The following is a 19,961-nucleotide window of genomic DNA, read 5'->3' on the forward strand; positions in this document are numbered from 1 at the left end:
ACACTGCGCTACGTCATAGCCACCATCTGCGTGGCTATGTTTGCTATATACGTAGGCAACATGATGTTTGGCAAGCGCTCACTTGATGTGATGCTAAGCCTTCAGAGCAAAAAAGAGAGGCTTAGCGAAGACGTGGAAATTTTAAAAAAACTAAACGCACGTCTGCAGAAAGATTATTTTGAATTGCAAGGCCTTGAGCCAGACTCTAATAAAAAGTAGGAACGATGAAGAAAATTTGGTTAGTTTTATCTATATTTACAGCGAGCTTATGCGCTAGAGAAAACCCATTTATGCCTATTAGTGAGCTAAACACAAGCGTTATGACGACAAATGTCGTAGAAAAATATGACAGTTTCAACTCGCTCTCGTTTAAATTTCCAAGCGATGCGATGCTTTTGCTTGATGTCACCATAAGATACAGAGCAAATGACGGCAGCATAAAAGAAAAAAGACTAACCGATATAAACAAAACTATCGACTGGAACGATGAATTTGCCCTAAGCAAGATGAAAAATCCAGAACCAGTCGCAGCTAAAAAACTAGACGTCTCAGTCACGATGGCAGAGGTGCCAGCTCAAAAGGTTAGCACGCCAGTGATAATAGAAAAAAATGAGACTAAAATTTCAAACAAAGATAGAAATAAAAGCTCAGATGTGCCAACTCCAAACGTCGTGGTGATCGACCTTGGCACAAAAAAAGTAAAAGAGCCAGCTAAACCTGGGCAAAAGGTAGTCGAAGTAAAGATCGAGCCTACCACAAAGCCTGTTGGGGAGACAAAAAGCAGCGAAAAAGAGGTTAAATTTTTAGGGTTTATCAGCTTTTTAGCGCATGAAAAAGAGCTAAATATCATCACAAAAGCTAAAAATTTAAAGCACTTTGCCTATGAAAAAAACAAGATCGTGCTTGACTTTGCAAAACCTCCAAGAAGCTTTAAAACAAGAAATTTAAAGCTTGAAAACGATACTTTTAAAAACGTCATAATCGGCTGGCATGACAAGTATTTCAGAGTGGTTTTAGAGCTTGATAAGATACATAAATATAAGCTTGAAGCTGCTGAAAATGGATATGTGCTTAAGCTTTTATAGTTTTTGATGTTTAAATAGCATGCCTTTTAAATTTCTCTTGGTCGTAATCAGAAAAAAGTTTAGCCAGTGCAAGAAGCCCTTGGGCATGCAAGTCTAAATACCTCACGAATTTACACGCACTTTGATAGTGATAAGCTAAAGCTTGCTGCCAAAGTGGCTGAGGATCTAGCGAACTAGAGCGCTCAATAATAGAGCAAACTAGCTATACTAAATTTAACCCATATAAATTTAAAACATCAAATTTAACTATGAAGCCGTATAAATATGTGAGAATTTTTAGCTTATAAGCAGTCTAAAAGCTTACTCTGTATCTAAATTTACGACACAAGAACAAAAAGCCGCACGAAAATGAAATTTGGCAAGCAAATTTTACTCTGCTCACCAAATTTATATCAAACTAGCCGATCTTTCTTATCTTTGCAGGCAGTGCTTGTCTAGCGCAAGTGCCCACCAGCCAGTCATTTAGGCTAAATTCGCCATTTCTTTTTGGATCAAGAAGTCCAAGCTTGTTGTGATTGACCCCTTTTTCTAAATTTGCTATCCCAAAAGCTGGCTTTCCATCGACGATGTGCGTTCTTATACCAAACTCATCATGGCCAAATCCATGCTCTATGCTGATAACCCCGCTAGCAACGCCGTCAGTTACAAATGCCTCGCCAACTTGCGCTCCATAAGGCGTAGTCACTTTGACCTTATCGCCTGAGCGAATGCCCTGCTCGCTCGCTACGTCTGGCGCTATCCTTACGAAGTTGCTAGGATGAACGGCTCTTAGTCTTGGGCTAACAAATGTGTAGAAGTGCTGGATATTTGACTTTCTTGAGCTAACTGTGTATTTCCACTCAGAGCGTGGGAAAAATTTCTCAAGCGGCGTGCCGTCACTTGCTACTGGCAACATTAGACTTGGCACTCCTGGCATATATTCGCCTGTTACCGAGTGTCTGTGTCCGCCAAGTGGCTCATAGTAGATAGAAGCTGGCGTAGGTGCTGGCACTTTTACGGTTGCTTTATCGCCCTTGTACGCGCTCTCGTAGCTATCATATCTACCGCCTTTTGCTAGCACGTGCGCTACTTTTGGCCTCTCTTCGTCTTTTAGATAAGGATCAAGCTTTGTCATCACTCTTGATATCTTACTAAGCTTTTTGTCCTCGTCGCTTATATCTTTCACTCCCTCGCCGTCAAAGGCTAAATTTGCTAGTGCAGCTGCATAATACTGCTCTTTTACGTCAAGGTCCATGAAATTTCCGTCTTTGTCTTTGAAAGCATTTTTACCAAAGCCTTTTAGTCCAAGCCTCTTTGCTACGGCTATATAAAACGCCTCAACGTCGATCACGCCGCCATTTTTATCCTTTGCCTGCTTTGAACTAACGGCTGGATAGCGCACGACTGAAGTTTTAGCGATCGTTCCCCAAAGAGAGTTTGGAAGTGCCCAGTTTTCTAAATTTACCCCGTCTGGAACGATGTAGTCAGCATAGGCGTTTGTCTCGTTCATAAAGGCATCTATACCCACGAAAAGTGGTAAATTTTTACTATCTTTTAGTGCGTCTAAAACAGCTCTTTCAAGGCCTGCTTGGCCGTAAAGTACGTTTGTCATGTAGTTTATGAAAACTTTTACTTTGTATGGGTAGCCAGCCTTGTGGCTCGTGAGCGTTTCGTTTACAAGTGGCATAGAGATAGGATACCATGGCTGAGTTGATGGATAGCCGCTACCGCCAGCTGCTACTTTGCGCTTATACTCAGAGCTTGTTTCGTAGTATTTGCCTGATCTTGATAAATTTAGACCATTTGGCTTATAAGCGCCCTCAAAGCTCTCAAGGTCATATCTGCCCTTTAAAAACTCGTGTGTGCCGGCACTTGCATTGACGTTGCCGCCTTTATAGCCATAAGTGCCCATTAGCGTGTTTAGACAAAGTATCGCAAAAGTAGTCATACCAGCTTGCGTATGCATCATACCGCCATGCACGTTTGTGCTCACTTGTCTGCCATTTTTGGTGAAATTTTCGCAAAGCCAGATGATATCTTCAACGCTAACACCGCAAATTTTTGAGTACTCATCTAGGCTGTGCTTATAAGCTGACTCTTTTAAAAGCTGCATTGAGCTTTTTACCTCGACTTTTTTGCCGTCTATTAAAATTTTGCCTTTGTAGTAGAGCTTGGCTGGTTCATTTACCTTGTAGCTTTGTATCTTGCCATCTTGCGAGCAGACCTGCCACTCGTTATTAATAAGTGCAAATTTGCCGTAGTCTTTGTGTCCTTTTTCGGTGATGACTAGATGTGTGGCGTTACACCAGTGTATCTCGCCTGCAAGTTTTGCTTGGTCTAAATTTGGCTGTATAAGGTAGTTTGTAGTGTATTTTTCATTTTCTATGATCCAGCGTATCATCGCCATGGCTAGAGCTGAGTCAGTGCCTGGCTTTATCGCTATCCAGCGGCCTTTGTCTGAAGAGGCGTATTTTACAGCATTTGTAACGCTTGGGTCGACCACTGCATAACTAAAGTCATCTCTAGTGCCTCTTGCGTAAGAGAGCATTTTTGCCTGTTTTTGGAAAGGGTTGCCACCATTTGACGGCGAAGTGCCCCAGTAGATAACAAATTTAGAGTTTTCATAGTCTGGTTTTGTGTGTGCAAAGCCCTTTGCGTTGTGCGTGATCTTGCCACCGACCCTAAAGCCGCCACCGCAAATTCCGCCGTGTGAGTAGTGATTTATAGTGCCAAATGACTTTTTGACAAAGCGATCGACGATGTCAGAGCGTCCGTCATATAGGTAAAAGCTTAAAAATTGATTGCGCTTGGTGCCATACTCTGGGTTTTCGCTGTCGATTAACTCGTCGCTATATATCGCTCTTAGTCCGTCCACGTGCCCCTCGCCAAAGAGATCTCCGCCCTCTACTACCTCTTCTACTAGCTGCTCAAAGCTTATGCTCTTCCACTTGCCCTCGCCCCTTTTGCCAACTCTTTTTAGTGGCGTTAATATCCTTGCGGGTGAGTCTATCATCTCAGGCAATATCGCCCCTCTAGCGCAAACTGTGGCTCGCTTTTCATCTTCGCCGCTTAGTGTTGTGGCAAGCAAAGCATCATTTATCGATGTGTCAAAATTTGCCCAGTGTACGTTTGAGAGTGGATGGTATGGGTTGCCGCTACATCTTAAAACGCGGTCGTTTTTGTCATCTACGTGAAGTCTTATGCCACACTTTGTCGTACAGCCGTGACACATTGAAAAGACAACGCTATGTCCGTCATTAAGTGAAATTTTGCCATCTTTTACGCTAAATTCAGGCTCTAGTGAGTTTGACTGCGGTTTGTAGTCGTCTTTTTCCCCATCTGCTAGCACAGCGCTCGCGGTTAGTGTTGAGAGTACGGCTGATCTTTTTAAAAATTCTCTTCTTTGCATTGCTTATCTCCTTTTACTGTGCTATCTCTTCACTCCAGCTGATAACCTTTTGATATCCGTTTTCAAGCTCGAGTTTCTTATCGTTTTTAGCCAAAATTTCGCTGACGCCGTGGTAGAACACCTGTGGATTTGTATTTTTAGGGCTATCGATGACCATAGTCTCATGCGTGGCTAGAAATTTTCTGATATTTGAGTTAGGATCGTTAAGATCGCCTATTATACGGCTACCGCCCACACAGCTCTCTACGCATGCTGGCTGAAGTCCCGCTCTTAGTCTGTGGTCGCAGAAGGTGCATTTATCGGCTTTGTAGGTATGCAAGCTAAGATATCTTGCGTGATATGGACAGGCCTCCACGCAAAGCGCACAGCCTATGCACTCTTTTGTGTCGATCTTTACGATACCGTTGCTTCTTTGGTAGCTTGCGCCAGTTGGACAAACATCTATACAGGCTGGTTTGTTGCAGTGGTTGCAAAGTCTTGGAAGTGAGGCTATGACCGCCATTTTACCGCTTTTATCTTTTGCCTCGTACTCAGAAACGATGGTCCTAAAAGCGCCTGGTTGAACGTCGTTTTCCAACATACAGCTCATAGTACATGACTGACAGCCAACACATCTTGTTATATCTATCGCCATGCCGTAGCGAACGCCACTACCGCCAAAGTCCTTTGGTGCTGCTTTTAGCGCAGTCGTAGCGAAAAACAGTCCTGCAGCTGTGATGAAGCTGCGACGAGAGTTTAGGGTCTGTTGCATAAGAAATTCTCCTTTCTTTTTAGAAGTTTTTCTTATTTTAACATAGTAAATTTTTTTTATAAAGTTTATTTTATCTTTTTGCAAAATGTATTAAATTTTGAGAATTTTTGTAGCACTTTGTGAGTAAAATTTGAAGTTAATTTTAGAGAGAAAAAGATAGAAATTTAGCTTCTATCTTTTTTAAATTTATGCTTTGTGGTTTAGCATATAAAGGCGGATGACTTGCTCGGCAGTCATCTTTAAATTTCTAAGGGCATTATCTTTTCGCATGGCTTCTTCAAGGCTCATTGGCTCATTTAGTATGCAAAAATAGGCATCTATGCCGTGTTTATGGCAGTCTTTGGCGCACCTTTGCACGCTTCCAGCAAGCGCGATGACTGGCTTATGATGCCTCTTAGCTAGCTTTGCCACGCCTGTTGGGGTCTTGCCCATAGTGCTTTGAAAGTCCATGCGGCCCTCGCCAGTGATGACAAGATCGGCCTTTTTTATCTCATCTTCAAGTGCGATGGTCTGCGTGATGATCTCGATACCGGGCCTAAGTTTTGCGCCCAAAAATGCAACAAAAGCAAAGCCAAGTCCGCCAGCTGCTCCAGCGCCCTTTTGCGTGTGAAATTTAGTGCCATTTTTCTCTTTTACAAGCCCCGCAAAGTGCTTTAGACCATCATCAAGCTGCTTTACCATGCGGCCATTTGCACCTTTTTGTGGAGCATAGACGTAGGCTGCACCCTTTTGTCCGTAAAGTGGATTATCCACGTCACAGGCGATTAAGAATTCACACTCTTTTAGCTCTTTTATAGCCTCTTCATCTGAAAAGTCGCAAATTTGAGCTAGATCTTCGCCTTTGCCCTCAAGCAAAGCGCCATTTTTGTCATAAAATTTAAAGCCAAGAGCGCTTAGCATGCCTATGCCAGCATCATTTGTAGCACTTCCGCCAATGCCTATGATAAATTTCTTAGCACCTTTACTAATGGCATCTTTTATCATCTGACCAAAGCCAAATGTGCTAGTTTTCATAGGATTTCTCTCATCAGGATTTATAAGAGTAAGCCCAGAAGCGCTTGACATCTCAAGTATGGCAAGATCATCTTTTAGAGCATATCTAGCTAAAATTTCAGTGCCAAGCGGGTTTTTGACGATGGTATCTATAAATTTAGCATCAAGTGCGTCAGCCATAGCCTCTACGCTGCCCTCACCGCCGTCAGCTACTGGTTTTACTACGACGTCGCAAAACTCTTCAAGGGCTTCTTTTATAGCAAGGCCCGCCTCAAGCGAGCTTAGCGAGCCTTTTAATGAATCTATCGCAACCAAAATTCTCATAAAAGCACCAAAGATAGTATATAAACGCTGATCATACCAACAACACCCATGATAAATGTCATCGCTGTTTGAGTACGGTAGCCTTGATCTGCAGTCATCTTACTAAAGTTTGTCACGACCCAGAAGTAGCTGTCGTTTGCGTGAGATACACACATCGCACCTGATGCTATCGCCATGACACAAAGTGCGGCTGAAATTTCGCTCGTAAAGCCAAGTGTGTGCATGAGCGAGTTGTCAGCGCTAAATGCACCCATGATAGAGGCTGTCGTGATGATAGCCACAGTCGAGCTTCCTTGAGCGGTTTTTAGCACGGCTGAGATGATGAATGGGAAGAAAATTCCTATCGCTTTTATAGTTGAAGCATTTTCTTTTATGAAATTTACAAATCCAGCCTCAGTGATGACGTTGCCCAAAACGCCGCCAGCTGCAGTGATAAAGAGTATAGGACCAGCGATCTTTAATGATTCGTTTGTTATATGGTCAAATTCTCTCATCTTTTTAGTTTCAGCTAGTAAAAATACGCAAAAGATCACGCCGATCGCAAGGGCGATGATAGGGTTACCTAAAAATAAAAATATCTTTGGCAAGAGCGCAGCTTTATCAAGCATGCCTTGCTTTGCCAAAACGTCTACGACAGAGCCAACTGCCATGAAGATGATAGGCATGATGATAGGAGCAAGGCTCAAAAATCCGCTAGGCAATTTGCCAAATTTATTTAAAAGCTCCTCGTAGCTAGCCGTTATCGTAGCGTCAGCTTCTTTGTCACTGATAGTTACGCTTTTGGCGATGCTTTTTGAAAAGAAATAAACAGCTACCAAAACAGGCACCGAAACTACTGTACCCATGATGATGACAAGAAGTAAATTTCCGCCAAGGCCAAGTGTGCCAGCAGCGGCTATTGGGCCAGGAGTAGGCGGGATGAAGACGTGAGAAGCGTATAGACCGCCGCTAAGTGCTACTGACATAGCAACTGGGCTTGCTGAAATTTTCTTATAAAGTGCCTCGCGGATAGAGTTTAATACGACAAAACCGCTATCGCAAAATACAGGGATGCCTACAACCCAGCCCATTATAAGCATGGCAAACTCAGGGCGTCTTTGTCCGACTAGCTTTACGACCATGTCAGCTAGCTTTAGCGCAGCTCCCGTTTTTTCAAGCACTGTGCCGATGATCGTTCCAAAGATGATGACGATGCCGATGCTCTTAAATGTGCCACTAAAACCAACGCCTATCATCGCTGGGATCTTGGATAGATCGATACCTGCGACTATTGCTAGCACTAAAGATATACTCATAAGTGCCAAAAATGGATGCACCTTGAACTTTGAGATCATAAGGATCATAAGGATGATTGCTATAACAAAACAGACAATCAAAGCTATACCGCTCATGAAAACTCCTTTATTGTGAGATTTTGCTAGTGATTTTAGCAAAATTTGCTTATATTTTTTCTAATATTTTTAAGTTTTTCTATTAGTTAAATTTTTTTCATTATTCATGTAAATTTTAGGTTATCTGCCCAAATTTAGCCACTTTATAAGATTAAATTTTTAAGGTTATTTTAAAATAACAAAGCCAAGACCAACCTTATCTGTGTGCCTATCATAATCTATCAAGCTCTCGCCGTATCCAGTAAAATACTGCAAATAGCCATAAACGCCGGTTGAAAATATCTGAAACATATATGAAAGTTCAGCCGCGCCTTTATTTGTTTTATCAAAATGTAAGTTATTTCTTAGCATTAGGCTAAAGATGTGGTCGTTTAGGTTGTAGCTAAGCCTTACGTCGCCGTGTCCGATGTACTTTAAAATGTCCTTATTGTCGCCCTTGTCCCCAACGACTATCCAAGCTCTTGGCGAGACGCTAAAGTTGCCATAGACAAAGTCGCTTTGCACGTAGACTCTGTTCCAGCTCCTTGATTTGCTGCCATCTCGTCCATTTGACTCATGCAAAAGGCCAAATTTTAGATTTTGGATGCCGATTTTCTCTAGATATTTTGGTGAGGCAAAATTTAAGAAAATTTCTGGCTGATAGTTTGTCTCGCGAAACGGCGATGACTTTTTAGTGATCTGCCACCACGAAGTCTGCGTATAGGCTGCCACTAGGCTCTCTCTAAGACCAAAAACATCGTAAAATAGCGGCTTTGCAAGGCTTATTTGAAACTTGGTCTCAACGCTTTTTCGCCCATCATCTGGCACAGTTTTAGCGTAAGTTACTGGCAAAAGGTAGTTAAATTTATAAAGCTCGATGCCAAGCGCGTTTTGCAGATGATGTTCAGCCTTGTTTTCTTGTGTGATCTTAGCCTGCTTTACCTTTGCTTCTGGCGTCGCTGGCTCGGAATTTAGACTAGCCTTGGAGGCTAAGCCTTGCGCATTTATAGAGTTTGCGGCAATGCTTTTATAAATTTGCATAGCACCCTTTATATCGCCACTTTGCTCAAGTGCCTGCGCTCTTTGAAACTCGCTAAGTTCGCTTGCTGCTAAAAGGCTAAAGCCAAGAGCCAAAAATAGTATAATTTTAGGCATCTTTTTGCTCCTTTTTTTGAATTTCGTTTGCTATTTTGTATTCTTCTGGGAAATTTACGTTAAAAAACTGCTCTTTATCGTCAAAATTTACTATCTTGCACTTGCAGTTTTTTCGTAAAAGACCTATTTTATGCTCATTTTTTAGATAAAGCTCTTTGGCTAATGGGGCTAAATTTGGGCTAAAAAAACCACAAAGCGAGTGGATATGCTCATCATCGCCAGCTACGACCATGTAAAATTCATCTTTAAATTTAGCCAGCTCGTCAAGACTTATAAGATCAAAAAATGGCATATCAGCTGGGATGATAAAGACGCTATGATCAAAGCTTTTTAGCACGCAGTAGAGCGCTAACATCGGCGAATAATCCTCACTGTTCTCATCTTTTATGAGCTTTAGAGGCGGGTTAAATTTCTCAAATTTAGAGCTTACAAAAACCTCATCAAAAACTTTGCTAAATTTAGCGACCTGATAGTGCGTGAGTGTTTCAAATCCCCCAAATGGCAGCAAGGTCTTATCCTGACCCATGCGCGAGCTCTTGCCACCTGCTAAAATGACGCAAGTTTGCATCTTTTATCCTTTTAAATTTCAAAAAATTACAAAAGTATAACCAAATTTTCTAACTCATCTTGTTTTAAATTTATTATCACTTGATAAAAGCTTTGCCCTTAAATTTGCAAAAATGAGCGCTTTTGCCAAAACAATGGGCTACTTTTTAGCAGATAAAATTAATTTTTTTACCACGCTAATCATAAAGCTAAGAATAATATAATGGCTTACTTTTAAAGGAGATCACATGAGTGAAAGAAATTTACAAATTTTAGGTTGGATAGGCACGTGCTTATCGGTTGTTATGTATTTTTCATACATCCCACAGATAATGGGCAACCTTGATGGCCATAAAACGCCTTTTATCCAGCCACTAGCTGCTGCGATAAACTGCACGATCTGGACAAGTTACGGCTTGCTAAAAGCTAAAAAAGACTATCCACTTTCTGCCGCAAACTTGCCAGGCATAATCTTTGGACTTTTGGCAACTATAACAGCATTTTAATACGCTGATTTAGTTGTTGTGGCGAGTCCCGCAATAAAATTATTTGCTTTGTCGCAACAACTAATTTATTATAGTGTTTGCGCTATTTTGGTTAATTTTTCTTTGATTATATTGCCTTTTGAATTCAGCAAAAAGGCTATTTTTGTTAGTTCATCTATTATCTCTTTTATACTTTTATCATCATCGCTTGAAGTTCTAAATCTTGTTGCAGTAAGTGGGATAAATTCTTGATATGTAGACATAAAATCTTTATAATCCTCTTGCAGTTCTGGTGCGTAAAAACTGATAAGTGAGTGTAATTTACCAATTTCAAATTTTGAATTTTCTATATTTAAATTTGGATTTATTAACAAAGCCACTTTGTAATGTATTCCCCCTAAAATATCTCCAACTATAATAAACGCTTCCTCTAGCTTTTGTCGCCTGAGTTTATTTTTCTCTTTTTTCGTGTTTAGGTTAGCATACACCCATTGCGCGCACATTGTTAGGACTGCACCGAGTATAATTTTCAATAAGTCAGATATCAAACTATCCATATTATTTTCTATAAGTCTCTTGGATCGGCGATTTTACCTGCTATCGCTGAAGCCGCCACAACAGCCGAGTTAGCCAGATAAATTTCACTCGTCCTATCGCCCATACGGCCGACGAAATTTCTATTTGTCGTTGAGATACAGCGCTCATTTGCGCCTAAAATACCCATATATCCGCCAAGGCAGGCACCACATGTTGGGTTGCTTACAACCGCTCCTGCTTCGATGAAAATGTCGATAAGTCCCTCTTTTTCAGCAGCTCTTGCGATCTTTTGCGTCGCTGGAGTGATGATGAGCCTTGTTTTGCGGGCTACTTTTTTGCCTTTTAGGATTTGTGCTGCGATGCGAAGGTCGCTTAGACGGCCATTTGTGCATGAGCCGATAAATGCCTGATCGATAGCTAGATCGTCGCGAACTGCCTGCCTTACGCTCTTGCCGTTGCTTGGCAAAAATGGATATGCGATGACTGGATCAAGAGCAGTGACATCGATCTCTAAAATTTTGTCGTATTTTGCGCCCTCATCGGAGTAGAAAAATTTTGGCTTATCGCGTAAATTTTTATCTTTTAAAAACTCTTTCGTGATCTCATCAACCGCGATGATACCGCTCTTTGCGCCAGCTTCGATAGCCATGTTACACATTGAAAATCTATCATCCATACTAAGGCCATCTATCACCTCGCCGCTAAACTCAAGCGCCTTGTAAAGTGCGCCATCAACGCCTATTTGGCGGATGATCTCAAGGATGAGGTCCTTGCCATAGACGTGCTTATCAAGCTTACCTTTAAAGATGACTTTGATACTCTCAGGCACTTTAAACCAGTTTTTGCCAGTGATCATCGCGTAAGCTAGGTCGGTGCTACCCATGCCAGTGCTAAATGCCCCAAGAGCGCCGTGCGTACAGGTGTGGCTGTCTGCGCCGATGATGACGTCGCCTGGGATGACTAGCCCTTTTTCAGGCAAAATCGCGTGCTCGATGCCCATATCTTTTTCGTCAAAATAGTTTTTAAGGTCGTGTTTGTAGGCAAATTCGCGTGAAATTTTGGCTTGATTTGCGCTTAAGATGTCCTTTGTCGGGATGTAGTGGTCCATCACGATGGCAAAGCCGTCTGGGTTAGCTAGCTTTTTAGCGCCACTTCGCTCAAACTGCTTGATCGAGATAGGCGTCGTGATGTCGTTGCCTATGATCATATCGATCTTGCTCTCGATGATCTCTCCTGCGCTTACCTCTTTGCCAACGTGATCTGAAAATATCTTTTCTGTGATGGTTTGTTTCATAAATTTCCTTTAAATTTTGTGGCGATTTTAACGAAATTTGCATAAAAAGATATTTAGCCAGCGCTTTAAATCACTATAATTTTGACAAAAAATTTATGCTAAAAATTCAGGACAGATAAGATTTACAAAATAGCATTTTCTTTTTTTATATTTTAAAAATTATAATTTAAGCAACTAAAATAAATTCAATGTCAAATTTAGCTTAAATTTATTTATTATAAGTCCCTAAAATACTATGTTTATTATTTTTGGATAATTAAATTAATAAAATTAGCTAAATATTATCATAACAAGCGTTATTTAGCTACTTTTTGCCATTTTTTCTTAAAAATAAAAATTAAGAGATATTGTTTAACTTTTATTATAAAATACGCCGAAAATTTTAAAAGGATTTAAGATGAAGAGACTATTTTCTAGCTTGTCTAACAAGATAGCCTTTTTGCTGACAGCTTGGATGCTAATAGGCATAGGTATATTTTTTAGCATAAACTACTCAAATTCCAAATCGGAAAAAATTCAGTCTTACAACAATGTGCGTAAAACTGGGCTAAAATCGACGATGTACTTTGTCGATGAGTTTTTAAAGTCAAGACTTCACATGGTGCAAACCTTCGCAAAAGAACTTGAGGATAAAAAGACCTACGCCAGCAGGGAGGATATAGTCGAGGCGCTAAAAGGTGCGTTTGTCATTTCGCCATTTGACGCGCTATTTGTGGGCTATGCAGATAACGGCAACGTTATAAAAACCGATCTTTTGAAAAACAACCAGCCATTTTTGATACCAAATTTTGACGGTCGCACGAGGGCTTGGTTTCAGGGTGCGAGCAGTAGCGGCAAGTCTGGATTTTCAGAGCCATACATAGATGTCACAACAAAGAATTTAACCATCACAGCTTACGCTCCTATCTTTGATAGCAACCACAAGCTTGTAGCGGTAATTGGCGCAAATATCTTCTTAAACAGCCTTAGCGAAGAGCTTTTAGAAATAAAAACAACCAAAACTTCAAACATCATGATCGCCGATGATGCTGGCAAAGTGATAGTGCATCCTGATATAAATTTGGTCTCAAAAGAAGATGAAACCTACAAAAACCTCATTAAAGAAAATATGAAAAAGAGCATAGATGGCGACAAGGTTTCGCTATTTTTCTATAACGGCATGAGAAACGTCATCTACTGCCAAAAACAAAAGCTAACAGACTGGAACGTCTGTATAGTAGCTGACGCTGATGAGTTTGTAGCTGAGATAAAAAGCGCTTCAAATAAGCAAATTTTGATGTTTAGCCTATTTTTGATCTCAGTCATCATCGCCATCATCGTGGTCGTTAGATACTTCTTAAGACCGGTTTTAACGATACAAAACGGACTAATCGAAGTCTTTAAATTTATAAACAACAAAACTTCAAATGTCGAGCCTATCAAGCTAAAAAGCAGCGACGAGCTAGGCGTTATGGCTAGCATCATCAACGAAAACATCGAGAGCACAAAAGAAAATTTAAACAGCGAGCGCGAGTTTTTAGCCAAAACGCAAGAATTTGTAAGCAAGATAAAAGGTGGCGACTTTAGAGCGACGCTTGAAGCGACGACAAATAGCCAAGCTCTGCTAAAGCTAAAAGAGGCATTTGGCGATCTACGTGACTCATTAAAAACAAATATCGCTTCAAATGAGCATGACATCTTGAAAGCGCTAGAAATTTACTTTAAAAACGACTTTACCGCTAGGATAAACGACGAGGGCGTCATCGCAAAAGGCATCGACGCGCTTGGCGATAAGATCGCGCAGATGCTAAAAAATAATGAAGATGTCGCAAAACTGCTAGAAGACCGCGCAAAGGCGCTAAAAGGCTACATGCAAGAGCTAACGACTAAGGCAAACAAGAGTGCTACATCGCTCTCTGAGGGTGCGGCTGCGGTTGAGCAAATGAGTGCATCTATGAGGCAGGTAAATGCAAGATCTGATGATGTCAAAAGGCAGTCCGAGGAGATAAAAAATATCATCACCATCATCCACGACATCGCCGATCAGACAAATTTGCTAGCCCTTAACGCTGCCATTGAAGCAGCACGTGCGGGTGAGCATGGCAGGGGCTTTGCGGTTGTGGCTGATGAGGTTAGAAATTTAGCCGAGCGCACTCAAAAGAGCCTTGGCGAGATCGAAGCAAATGCAAATATATTGACGCAAAACATCGACGACATGAGTGCGGCGATAAACGAGCAAACCATAGCGATCGCTCAGATAAACACGCTAGTTGCCGACATCGACAACCTAACAAAAGAAAATCTTGAAGTGGCAAATCAAACAAACAAAGCCACAAACGAGGTCGATGAGATCGCTGATCAGATCGTCAAAGAGGTCGCTAAAAACAAATTTTAACTTTTGTCCTAGCAAGCCAGCTAGGACATTTCATTAAAACATTTTTGCAACATTTCTGATATAATCCCCGCATGAAGTACGCACATTTAGTTCAAATAGCAAGTTATCTATCAAAATTTAAAAAGATAAGCCAAGCAAAGCGCGTAAGCGACATGGCTATACTTATCGAATTTAGCGGCGAAAAGATCATTTTTGATCTAAATAAGTCAAACTCAGCGATCTACAAAGATGATGAGCTAAAAGAGGCGAAAATTTATCAAGCACCCTTTGATAATGTCCTAAAAAAGCGCTTTAACGCTTCACACATAAAAAGCGTCGAGTGCCTAAAAGACAATAGAATTTTAAAATTTACCTGCACGCAAAGTGGCTCATATAAAAGCGAAAATTTCATCCTTTATCTTGAATTTACAGGCCGCTTTACAAACGCCGTGATAACTGATGAAAATAGCGTTATCATCGAGGCGCTAAGACATATCGACAATAGCTACCGCAAGATAGAAACTGGCGAGGTTTTAAAAGAGCTGCCAGCCATCGCCATCAAAGAAAAGCCGTGCGAGCCGATAACTGACTTTGAGGCATTTTTTAAAAGTGAAGCCGCTAGGATAAACGAGTCTAGGATAGCTAGCTTAAAAGAAGCAAAGCTTGCTAGCGTGCAAAAAAAGATAGATAGCATGAGAGAAATTTTAAACTCGCTTGAGGATAAAGATGAGCTCATGAAAAAGAGTGAGGAGTTTGCAAACTACGGCACGCTCTTGCTTGCAAATTTGGCAAATTTTAAGGGCTATGAGAGAGAAATTTCTCTTAATGATTTTGACGGCAACGAGATAAAACTAACTCTTAGCGATACGCCAAAAAATAGCGCAAATGAATTTTACTCAAGGTCAAAAAAACTTCGTGCAAAAGCTCTTGGTGTGGAGATAGAAAAGAGAAATTTAAGTGAAAAGATCGAGTTTTTAGAAGGGCTAAAGTCACTTTTAAAAGAGGCAAAAAGTGCTTACGAGCTTGAAATTTTAAGCCCAAAAAACAAGGCAAAACAAAGAGAGAGACAGATAAAAGATGTAAGCGAAAATGCTGAAATTTTTTACGTTAGAGAGTTTAAAATTTTAGTTGGCAGAAATGAAAAAGGCAATATAAATTTGCTCGATCTCGCCAAAAAAGACGACATCTGGCTTCATCTAAAAGACGTCCCAAGCGCTCACGTCATCATCAAGACAAACAAGAGCAAAGTGCCAGAGGACGTGCTAGAGATGGCTGCTAAATTTTGCGTGGAATTTAGCGTAAAAGGGGCTGGCAGATATGAGGTGGATTACACCAAACGCGAAAATTTAAGGCGTGAAAATGGCGCAAACGTCACTTACACAAACTACAAAACGATCATCATAAATAAAGGCTAAAAATGGCGGTAACACCTTTAGGAAACAGCAACTTCATCAACCAAAACGCCCCAGTCGTCTCGCAGGTGCATGCAAACCAGCAAGCACGCTTTGACATGCAAGCGCTGATGGCATCTGAGCTAGCTACCCAGCAAAACGAGGAGATCAAAGAGGTGCGTCCGATGGAGGAGTCGTATAAAATAGACCCTGAAAAAGAGCACGAACGTCAAAAGAGCGAAGAAGAGGCAAGCGAGTTTGAGAACGAAGAGCAAAACACAAAAGCCAAAGATGAAGAGAATTTAAAAGACGAGCTTGATAGCGAAGAAGAGAGCGAAGAACCGCACGTTTTGGATATAAAAATTTAAACTTTAAATTTAAAGATGGTTGTTTAAATCACACCATTATTTTTAAAATTTACTAGCTAACTGCGCCTAAAATCAAAAAATCATTTAAAAAGTAGAAATTAAAAGAAGTAAAAGTGGCGAGAGGATGAGAGAATCGAACTCCCCACCAGACGGTCAACCGCCCAGTCATCGGGTTTGAAGCCCGTGAGCATCACCAGATTACTTTATCCTCCGTGCGCGTTATTTTAGCAGATTTAGATAAATTTTAGCCCATTTTCTATAAACTTTTTGAAATTACAAAAGGATTTATGATTTCTAAATTTAGCGTTTTTGCATTTTTTCTCTTATTTTTTTGCTCTTGCTCCTCAGTCCTCACCCCAGCAACAGCGCCACTAAATGTATATGACGCATACTCTATTTCTCGCGATAAACGCGGTATCTACTCGATCTCACGTGATAAATTTATCCAAAGCAAGCTACAAAGCAAAATTTTGTTTTCAAAAGGACTTAGCAACATCGACATCGAGATAGAGGTCTTTTACGGCGATGCCTATCTCATAGGGCTTGTTGATAGCAAAGAGCTTGAAGGTAAGCTAGTTGAGCTTGCTAAAAGCACAGACGGAGTGCGAAAAATTTACACCTATCTTAGGGTAAAAAAGAGCGAGTATCCGTGCGATAGCCTGAGCATACTTGCAAATTTAAAGCAAAATCTCTTTAAAGATAGCGTCGTTGAGGGCACAAATGTGCGTGTTAGCATCGTTGGTTGTGACGTTGTTTTTAGCGGTGTGGTAGATAGTATCGAGCAAGAAAAGCACGCCATTTGGTACGCTAAGCACATTGATGGCGTGGCTGATGTCTATTCATTCATCAAAGTTATCAAATAAATTTATACTTCGCGCTTTTTCACAAAACTTGCTATCAGACTTGGCAAGATGATGAGCGCTCCAAGCAGCATAAAGACCATAACAAGATCGGTTAGCAAGCCAAAATAAATTGTCGGTATAAAGTTGCTAGTTATCATCACACTAAAGCCAAGGAAAATGGTAAATGAGGTGTAATACATCGCATATCCGATGCTAGCATGCGCAGCCTTGATGCTTTCAAAGACGCCCTTTGTAAGCAGCTCCTCTTTGAAGCGGTGGATGTAGTGGATGATATCATCAACGCCGATACCTATACTAATGGCAGCAATCGTAATGCTCATCACATCAAGCGGTATGCCAAAAAATCCCATCACGCCAAAAAGGGTGCAAAGCGGAATCAAATTTGAAACTATGGCGATGGTCGCAAGTTTAATGCTTCTAAAAACAAAGCAAAATATAACAAAAAGTATCGCAACCGTTAGTCCAAATGTATCAACCTGCGAGCTAAGTAAATTTTGAAGCATGTTGTTATAAAGCACCATCATGCCGACAACTTCGATGCTTACGTTGTCATTTTTAGTAAGTTCTAAAAGCCCTTCTCTAAGCTCTTTTAGAAATAAATTTCGTCTAAGCTTTGGATCGCTATCAACGATCCTTAGGCTAAATCTAAGCTCGTCGTTTTCGACGCTTACATAAGGACTTAGCAAAATCTTTTTATACTCAAGTGGTAGTTTTTCGTACATCGCAGCTAGCAAAAAATCATCACTAACACCGTTATTTAGCTCTTTTATCGCCTTTATGAGCGTTGCAAGCGAGCTTACGTTGCCCACAAAATTTTGCTCTTTTAGATAGTCGTGAATTTTCTCTGCAACTCTTGTGTGATAGCTGTTAAACCAGTATTTCGCGCTCTTTGCGTCGTTTTCAAACTCACTTTCAAAGTCATCTTTCTCATCACTTTTTTCTTGTTTTGGCTCGCTCTCTTTAAATTTCACTATCACATCAACTGGGATCGTGCCGCCAAGCTTTGTGTCGATGACTTGCATGCCCTGGCGTATCTGTGTGCTCTCTTTAAAGTAGCCAATGAAGCTATTTTCAACCTTTATCTTACTGATGCCATAAACGCCAAAACAGACAACAAGCACGCAAACTGCGTAGATGATCTTTCTTGAGTTTAGGGCTAAATTTGCGCAGTATTTTGTAAATTTAAAGCTGTTTTCAAATGTCCTAACAGGGGCAAGCTTCTTTAAATTTGCATTTATCGAGCCAAATAGCAAAAAGGCAAGCACTAGTGAAACGCTGATACCTGCACTCATCATAATGCCAAGCATGATAACTGGCTTTATATCGGCACTCATTAGTGAGCTAAAGCCAATGACTGTCGTAAATATCGCCCAAAAAGATGGAGAAAATTTGTCACGAAGTGTCAGGTAGATGAGCTGGTTTTGGCTGTATTTTGGGTGCCTTGCGTAAAATTCTCTATAGCTTACGACTAGGTGGATGACAGTTGAAATGGTGATAATTAGCTGAAGTGCGATGTAGTTTGAGCTAATGACAGTCACTTCCCAGCCAAACATACCAAAAATACCAGTCGTAAAAATGGCGCTCACTGCGCAGATAAACATCGGTAAGATGATCCATCTTGGCTGCCTAAAAAATAGCCACAAGCTAAAGCTAAGAAGCGCTAGAACGCTTAGCCCGTAAACCAAAAGATCGCTCTTTATAAAGCCTATCATATCATCAGCGATCATATTTGCGCCGCCCAAAAACAGCTCGTCATTTGCGTTAAATTTAGCGATGGCTGCCTTTATTTTTTCAAGGTTGCTGTGATCGCTCTTTCTAAGCTCATCTCGGTAGGCTTTAAACTCCGCTAAAAGCGCTTTAAATTTCTCTTCTTCAGCCTGAGTGATAGTGCCGTTTGACTCTTTTTGGCTAAGTAAATTTCGCTCATTTAAAAGCTCGTTAAATTTATCATCTTGCTTTAAATTTAGCGCGATCGCTGTGGTCTTTAGATCTTTGCTTATCAAATTTCCACTATAAATGGGACTTTTTGCAAACTCAAGCTTTGCTTTTGAGATATTTATATCTTTATCGCTTAGCGTTGGTGTGTGATCTAAGATGCCTGTCACGCCGCCTTTTACGCTATTTAGAAGCGGCACGTTTAGTATAGAAGTGATACTGCTAACCATATCGTTTTTGGCTAGTTCGTCGCTTAAATTTTTAATAAGCTCTAAATTTTTAGGTGAAAAAAGATCATCTTTTGGGGTAAAAGCGACCACCAAAAGCCCTGGCGAGTCGTAGCGTTTTGCTATCTGCCTATAAGCTTTTAGATCAGGGTCATGCTCAAGTAGCAAGGTTTCGGCTGAGGCGTCTATGCTTAGTCTTGTGCTAAGGCAGCCAAAAACTACGCTTAGAACTAGCACAAGCGAGATAACAAGCTTGTTTTTGGCAATGATAAATTTAAAAATTTGTCGCATCAAGGGTTATTTTTTATCTTGATCGGGCAAAACAGCTTCGCTTAGTTTTTGTAAAAGCGTATTAAAATCGCCATTGTTTAGTACGTCGCCAAACTGGCTTCTATAAGTTTGAATGATGCTCACACCAACGATATCAAGGTCATAAATGAGCCAGCCACGCTCTTTTGCATCGTAAAATTTATAGATAAATTCATAGTTTTTGCCGTCATTTAGAAGCTCTGATGTAAGCCAGTATCTATTTTTTTGAGGCTCGCTCTCTCCAGTGATGTGGATCTGTTGGTCTTTGTAGCCTAAGAGTTTGTCGATATATGAGCTTTTTAGCTTTTGCTCAAAAGCAGCGTCAAATTTAGCTTGCTCGTCGGCACTTAGGCTGTTGTAGCGCTTGCCAAGGCTGATCTTTGCCATCTGTTTGTAGTCAAAAAATGGATCAAGCAGAGCAAAGATCTCTTTTGTCTTTGCCTTGTCGTCTAAATTTGCATTTTTTAAAACTTCAATCACCTTTGTTGTCTTTGCCTCTATTTCAGGCTTTATCTGCTCTTTTGACATAGCAAAAAGACTAGTTGCAAAAAGTAAAACCGCTGCAAGAATTTTTAAAATTTTCATAC

17 protein-coding genes, 1 tRNA gene and 2 pseudogenes are annotated in these 19,961 nt (G+C 40.7%); 9 read left to right on the forward strand and 11 right to left on the reverse strand.

The annotated features are described in order from the left end of the window. Positions 1-36: 36 nt before the first annotated feature. The 3 genes and pseudogenes from CVT00_RS08775 to CVT00_RS08785 all read left to right on the forward strand — a co-directional run. Positions 37-219, forward strand: a complete 183-nt coding sequence (locus CVT00_RS08775; protein WP_181000157.1) for a hypothetical protein — start codon at positions 37-39, stop codon at positions 217-219. Between the two features lie 5 nt (positions 220-224). After that, positions 225-1,085, forward strand: a complete 861-nt coding sequence (locus CVT00_RS08780) for an AMIN domain-containing protein (protein ID WP_103558983.1) — start codon at positions 225-227, stop codon at positions 1,083-1,085. A 66-nt stretch (positions 1,086-1,151) separates the two neighbouring features. Further along, a pseudogene (locus tag CVT00_RS08785) lies at positions 1,152-1,262 on the forward strand (integrase); the annotation flags it as partial. Positions 1,263-1,482: 220 nt separating this feature from the next. Here CVT00_RS08785 and CVT00_RS08790 read toward each other — a convergent pair. The 6 genes from CVT00_RS08790 to CVT00_RS08815 form a co-directional block, all read right to left on the reverse strand. Further along, a complete protein-coding gene (locus CVT00_RS08790) occupies positions 1,483-4,473 on the reverse strand; it encodes a molybdopterin dinucleotide binding domain-containing protein (RefSeq protein ID WP_103558984.1) in 2,991 nt (996 codons plus the stop codon). Between the two features lie 13 nt (positions 4,474-4,486). Further along, entirely contained in the window at positions 4,487-5,224 is a 738-nt protein-coding gene (locus tag CVT00_RS08795; protein ID WP_103559041.1) for a 4Fe-4S dicluster domain-containing protein, read from the reverse strand. 186 nt (positions 5,225-5,410) lie between these two features. Beyond that, positions 5,411-6,541 (reverse strand): glycerate kinase family protein, encoded by a 1,131-nt coding sequence (locus CVT00_RS08800; protein WP_107914853.1) that lies wholly within the window; start codon positions 6,539-6,541, stop codon positions 5,411-5,413. Continuing rightward, on the reverse strand, positions 6,538-7,932 hold the full coding sequence (locus CVT00_RS08805) for a GntP family permease (protein ID WP_103558986.1): 1,395 nt from the start codon (positions 7,930-7,932) through the stop codon (positions 6,538-6,540). Before CVT00_RS08805 ends, CVT00_RS08800 begins: the two co-directional genes overlap by 4 nt. Before the next feature lie 165 nt (positions 7,933-8,097). After that, positions 8,098-9,066, reverse strand: a complete 969-nt coding sequence (locus CVT00_RS08810) for a phospholipase A (protein ID WP_103558987.1) — start codon at positions 9,064-9,066, stop codon at positions 8,098-8,100. Further along, a complete protein-coding gene (locus tag CVT00_RS08815; RefSeq protein WP_103558988.1) occupies positions 9,059-9,634 on the reverse strand; it encodes a molybdenum cofactor guanylyltransferase in 576 nt (191 codons plus the stop codon). Before CVT00_RS08815 ends, CVT00_RS08810 begins: the two co-directional genes overlap by 8 nt. Before the next feature lie 226 nt (positions 9,635-9,860). Here CVT00_RS08815 and CVT00_RS08820 point away from each other — a divergent pair, with 226 nt between their 5' ends. Then, positions 9,861-10,118, forward strand: a complete 258-nt coding sequence (locus CVT00_RS08820; protein WP_087583541.1) for a SemiSWEET family transporter — start codon at positions 9,861-9,863, stop codon at positions 10,116-10,118. A gap of 68 nt (positions 10,119-10,186) precedes the next feature. On the opposite strand, the gene CVT00_RS08825 is transcribed toward CVT00_RS08820, so the two are convergent. Both CVT00_RS08825 and leuC read right to left on the reverse strand, forming a co-directional pair. Then, entirely contained in the window at positions 10,187-10,654 is a 468-nt protein-coding gene (locus CVT00_RS08825) for a hypothetical protein (protein WP_103558989.1), read from the reverse strand. Between the two features lie 8 nt (positions 10,655-10,662). Beyond that, the gene (gene leuC / locus CVT00_RS08830) at positions 10,663-11,928 is read right to left on the reverse strand and encodes a 3-isopropylmalate dehydratase large subunit (protein WP_107914855.1); all 1,266 of its coding nucleotides are present in this window, start codon (positions 11,926-11,928) and stop codon (positions 10,663-10,665) included. Positions 11,929-12,487: 559 nt separating this feature from the next. On the opposite strand from leuC, the pseudogene CVT00_RS10540 reads away from it, so the two are divergent. The 4 genes and pseudogenes from CVT00_RS10540 to CVT00_RS08845 form a co-directional block, all read left to right on the forward strand. After that, a pseudogene (locus CVT00_RS10540) lies at positions 12,488-13,021 on the forward strand (cache domain-containing protein); the annotation flags it as partial. A gap of 756 nt (positions 13,022-13,777) precedes the next feature. Then, positions 13,778-14,302 carry a methyl-accepting chemotaxis protein gene (locus tag CVT00_RS10545; RefSeq protein ID WP_103575376.1) on the forward strand — a complete coding sequence of 175 codons (525 nt, stop codon included), beginning with the start codon at positions 13,778-13,780 and terminating at the stop codon, positions 14,300-14,302. A 71-nt stretch (positions 14,303-14,373) separates the two neighbouring features. Then, a complete protein-coding gene (locus tag CVT00_RS08840) occupies positions 14,374-15,696 on the forward strand; it encodes an NFACT RNA binding domain-containing protein (RefSeq protein WP_107916072.1) in 1,323 nt (440 codons plus the stop codon). 2 nt (positions 15,697-15,698) lie between these two features. Beyond that, positions 15,699-16,040 (forward strand): hypothetical protein, encoded by a 342-nt coding sequence (locus CVT00_RS08845; protein WP_103611607.1) that lies wholly within the window; start codon positions 15,699-15,701, stop codon positions 16,038-16,040. 114 nt (positions 16,041-16,154) lie between these two features. Here CVT00_RS08845 and CVT00_RS08850 read toward each other — a convergent pair. Beyond that, a tRNA-Sec gene (locus CVT00_RS08850) sits at positions 16,155-16,252 on the reverse strand. A 75-nt stretch (positions 16,253-16,327) separates the two neighbouring features. On the opposite strand from CVT00_RS08850, the gene CVT00_RS08855 reads away from it, so the two are divergent. Continuing rightward, complete coding sequence (locus tag CVT00_RS08855) at positions 16,328-16,903, forward strand: BON domain-containing protein (protein WP_103620482.1); 576 nt, start codon at positions 16,328-16,330, stop codon at positions 16,901-16,903. A 2-nt stretch (positions 16,904-16,905) separates the two neighbouring features. On the opposite strand, the gene CVT00_RS08860 is transcribed toward CVT00_RS08855, so the two are convergent. Together CVT00_RS08860 and CVT00_RS08865 are read right to left on the reverse strand one after the other, a co-directional pair. Further along, positions 16,906-19,356: an efflux RND transporter permease subunit gene (locus CVT00_RS08860; protein WP_107916069.1), complete on the reverse strand. Its 2,451-nt coding sequence runs from the start codon at positions 19,354-19,356 to the stop codon at positions 16,906-16,908. A gap of 6 nt (positions 19,357-19,362) precedes the next feature. Continuing rightward, positions 19,363-19,959, reverse strand: coding sequence for an ABC transporter substrate-binding protein (locus CVT00_RS08865; RefSeq protein ID WP_107916067.1), 597 nt, complete (start codon positions 19,957-19,959; stop codon positions 19,363-19,365). Positions 19,960-19,961: the final 2 nt, after the last annotated feature.

Source organism: Campylobacter concisus, from assembly GCF_003048675.2.
GTDB classification, from domain to species: Bacteria; Campylobacterota; Campylobacteria; order Campylobacterales; family Campylobacteraceae; genus Campylobacter_A; species Campylobacter_A concisus_F.

Coding starts and splice junctions, on each gene's coding strand:
- CVT00_RS08775 (WP_181000157.1), top strand. CDS start 37: ATGTTTGCTATATACGTAGGCAACATGATGTTTGGCAAGCGCTCACTT.
- CVT00_RS08780 (WP_103558983.1), top strand. CDS start 225: ATGAAGAAAATTTGGTTAGTTTTATCTATATTTACAGCGAGCTTATGC.
- CVT00_RS08790 (WP_103558984.1), bottom strand. CDS start 4,473: ATGCAAAGAAGAGAATTTTTAAAAAGATCAGCCGTACTCTCAACACTA.
- CVT00_RS08795 (WP_103559041.1), bottom strand. CDS start 5,224: ATGCAACAGACCCTAAACTCTCGTCGCAGCTTCATCACAGCTGCAGGA.
- CVT00_RS08800 (WP_107914853.1), bottom strand. CDS start 6,541: ATGAGAATTTTGGTTGCGATAGATTCATTAAAAGGCTCGCTAAGCTCG.
- CVT00_RS08805 (WP_103558986.1), bottom strand. CDS start 7,932: ATGAGCGGTATAGCTTTGATTGTCTGTTTTGTTATAGCAATCATCCTT.
- CVT00_RS08810 (WP_103558987.1), bottom strand. CDS start 9,066: ATGCCTAAAATTATACTATTTTTGGCTCTTGGCTTTAGCCTTTTAGCA.
- CVT00_RS08815 (WP_103558988.1), bottom strand. CDS start 9,634: ATGCAAACTTGCGTCATTTTAGCAGGTGGCAAGAGCTCGCGCATGGGT.
- CVT00_RS08820 (WP_087583541.1), top strand. CDS start 9,861: ATGAGTGAAAGAAATTTACAAATTTTAGGTTGGATAGGCACGTGCTTA.
- CVT00_RS08825 (WP_103558989.1), bottom strand. CDS start 10,654: ATGGATAGTTTGATATCTGACTTATTGAAAATTATACTCGGTGCAGTC.
- leuC (WP_107914855.1), bottom strand. CDS start 11,928: ATGAAACAAACCATCACAGAAAAGATATTTTCAGATCACGTTGGCAAA.
- CVT00_RS10545 (WP_103575376.1), top strand. CDS start 13,778: ATGCAAGAGCTAACGACTAAGGCAAACAAGAGTGCTACATCGCTCTCT.
- CVT00_RS08840 (WP_107916072.1), top strand. CDS start 14,374: ATGAAGTACGCACATTTAGTTCAAATAGCAAGTTATCTATCAAAATTT.
- CVT00_RS08845 (WP_103611607.1), top strand. CDS start 15,699: ATGGCGGTAACACCTTTAGGAAACAGCAACTTCATCAACCAAAACGCC.
- CVT00_RS08855 (WP_103620482.1), top strand. CDS start 16,328: ATGATTTCTAAATTTAGCGTTTTTGCATTTTTTCTCTTATTTTTTTGC.
- CVT00_RS08860 (WP_107916069.1), bottom strand. CDS start 19,356: ATGCGACAAATTTTTAAATTTATCATTGCCAAAAACAAGCTTGTTATC.
- CVT00_RS08865 (WP_107916067.1), bottom strand. CDS start 19,959: ATGAAAATTTTAAAAATTCTTGCAGCGGTTTTACTTTTTGCAACTAGT.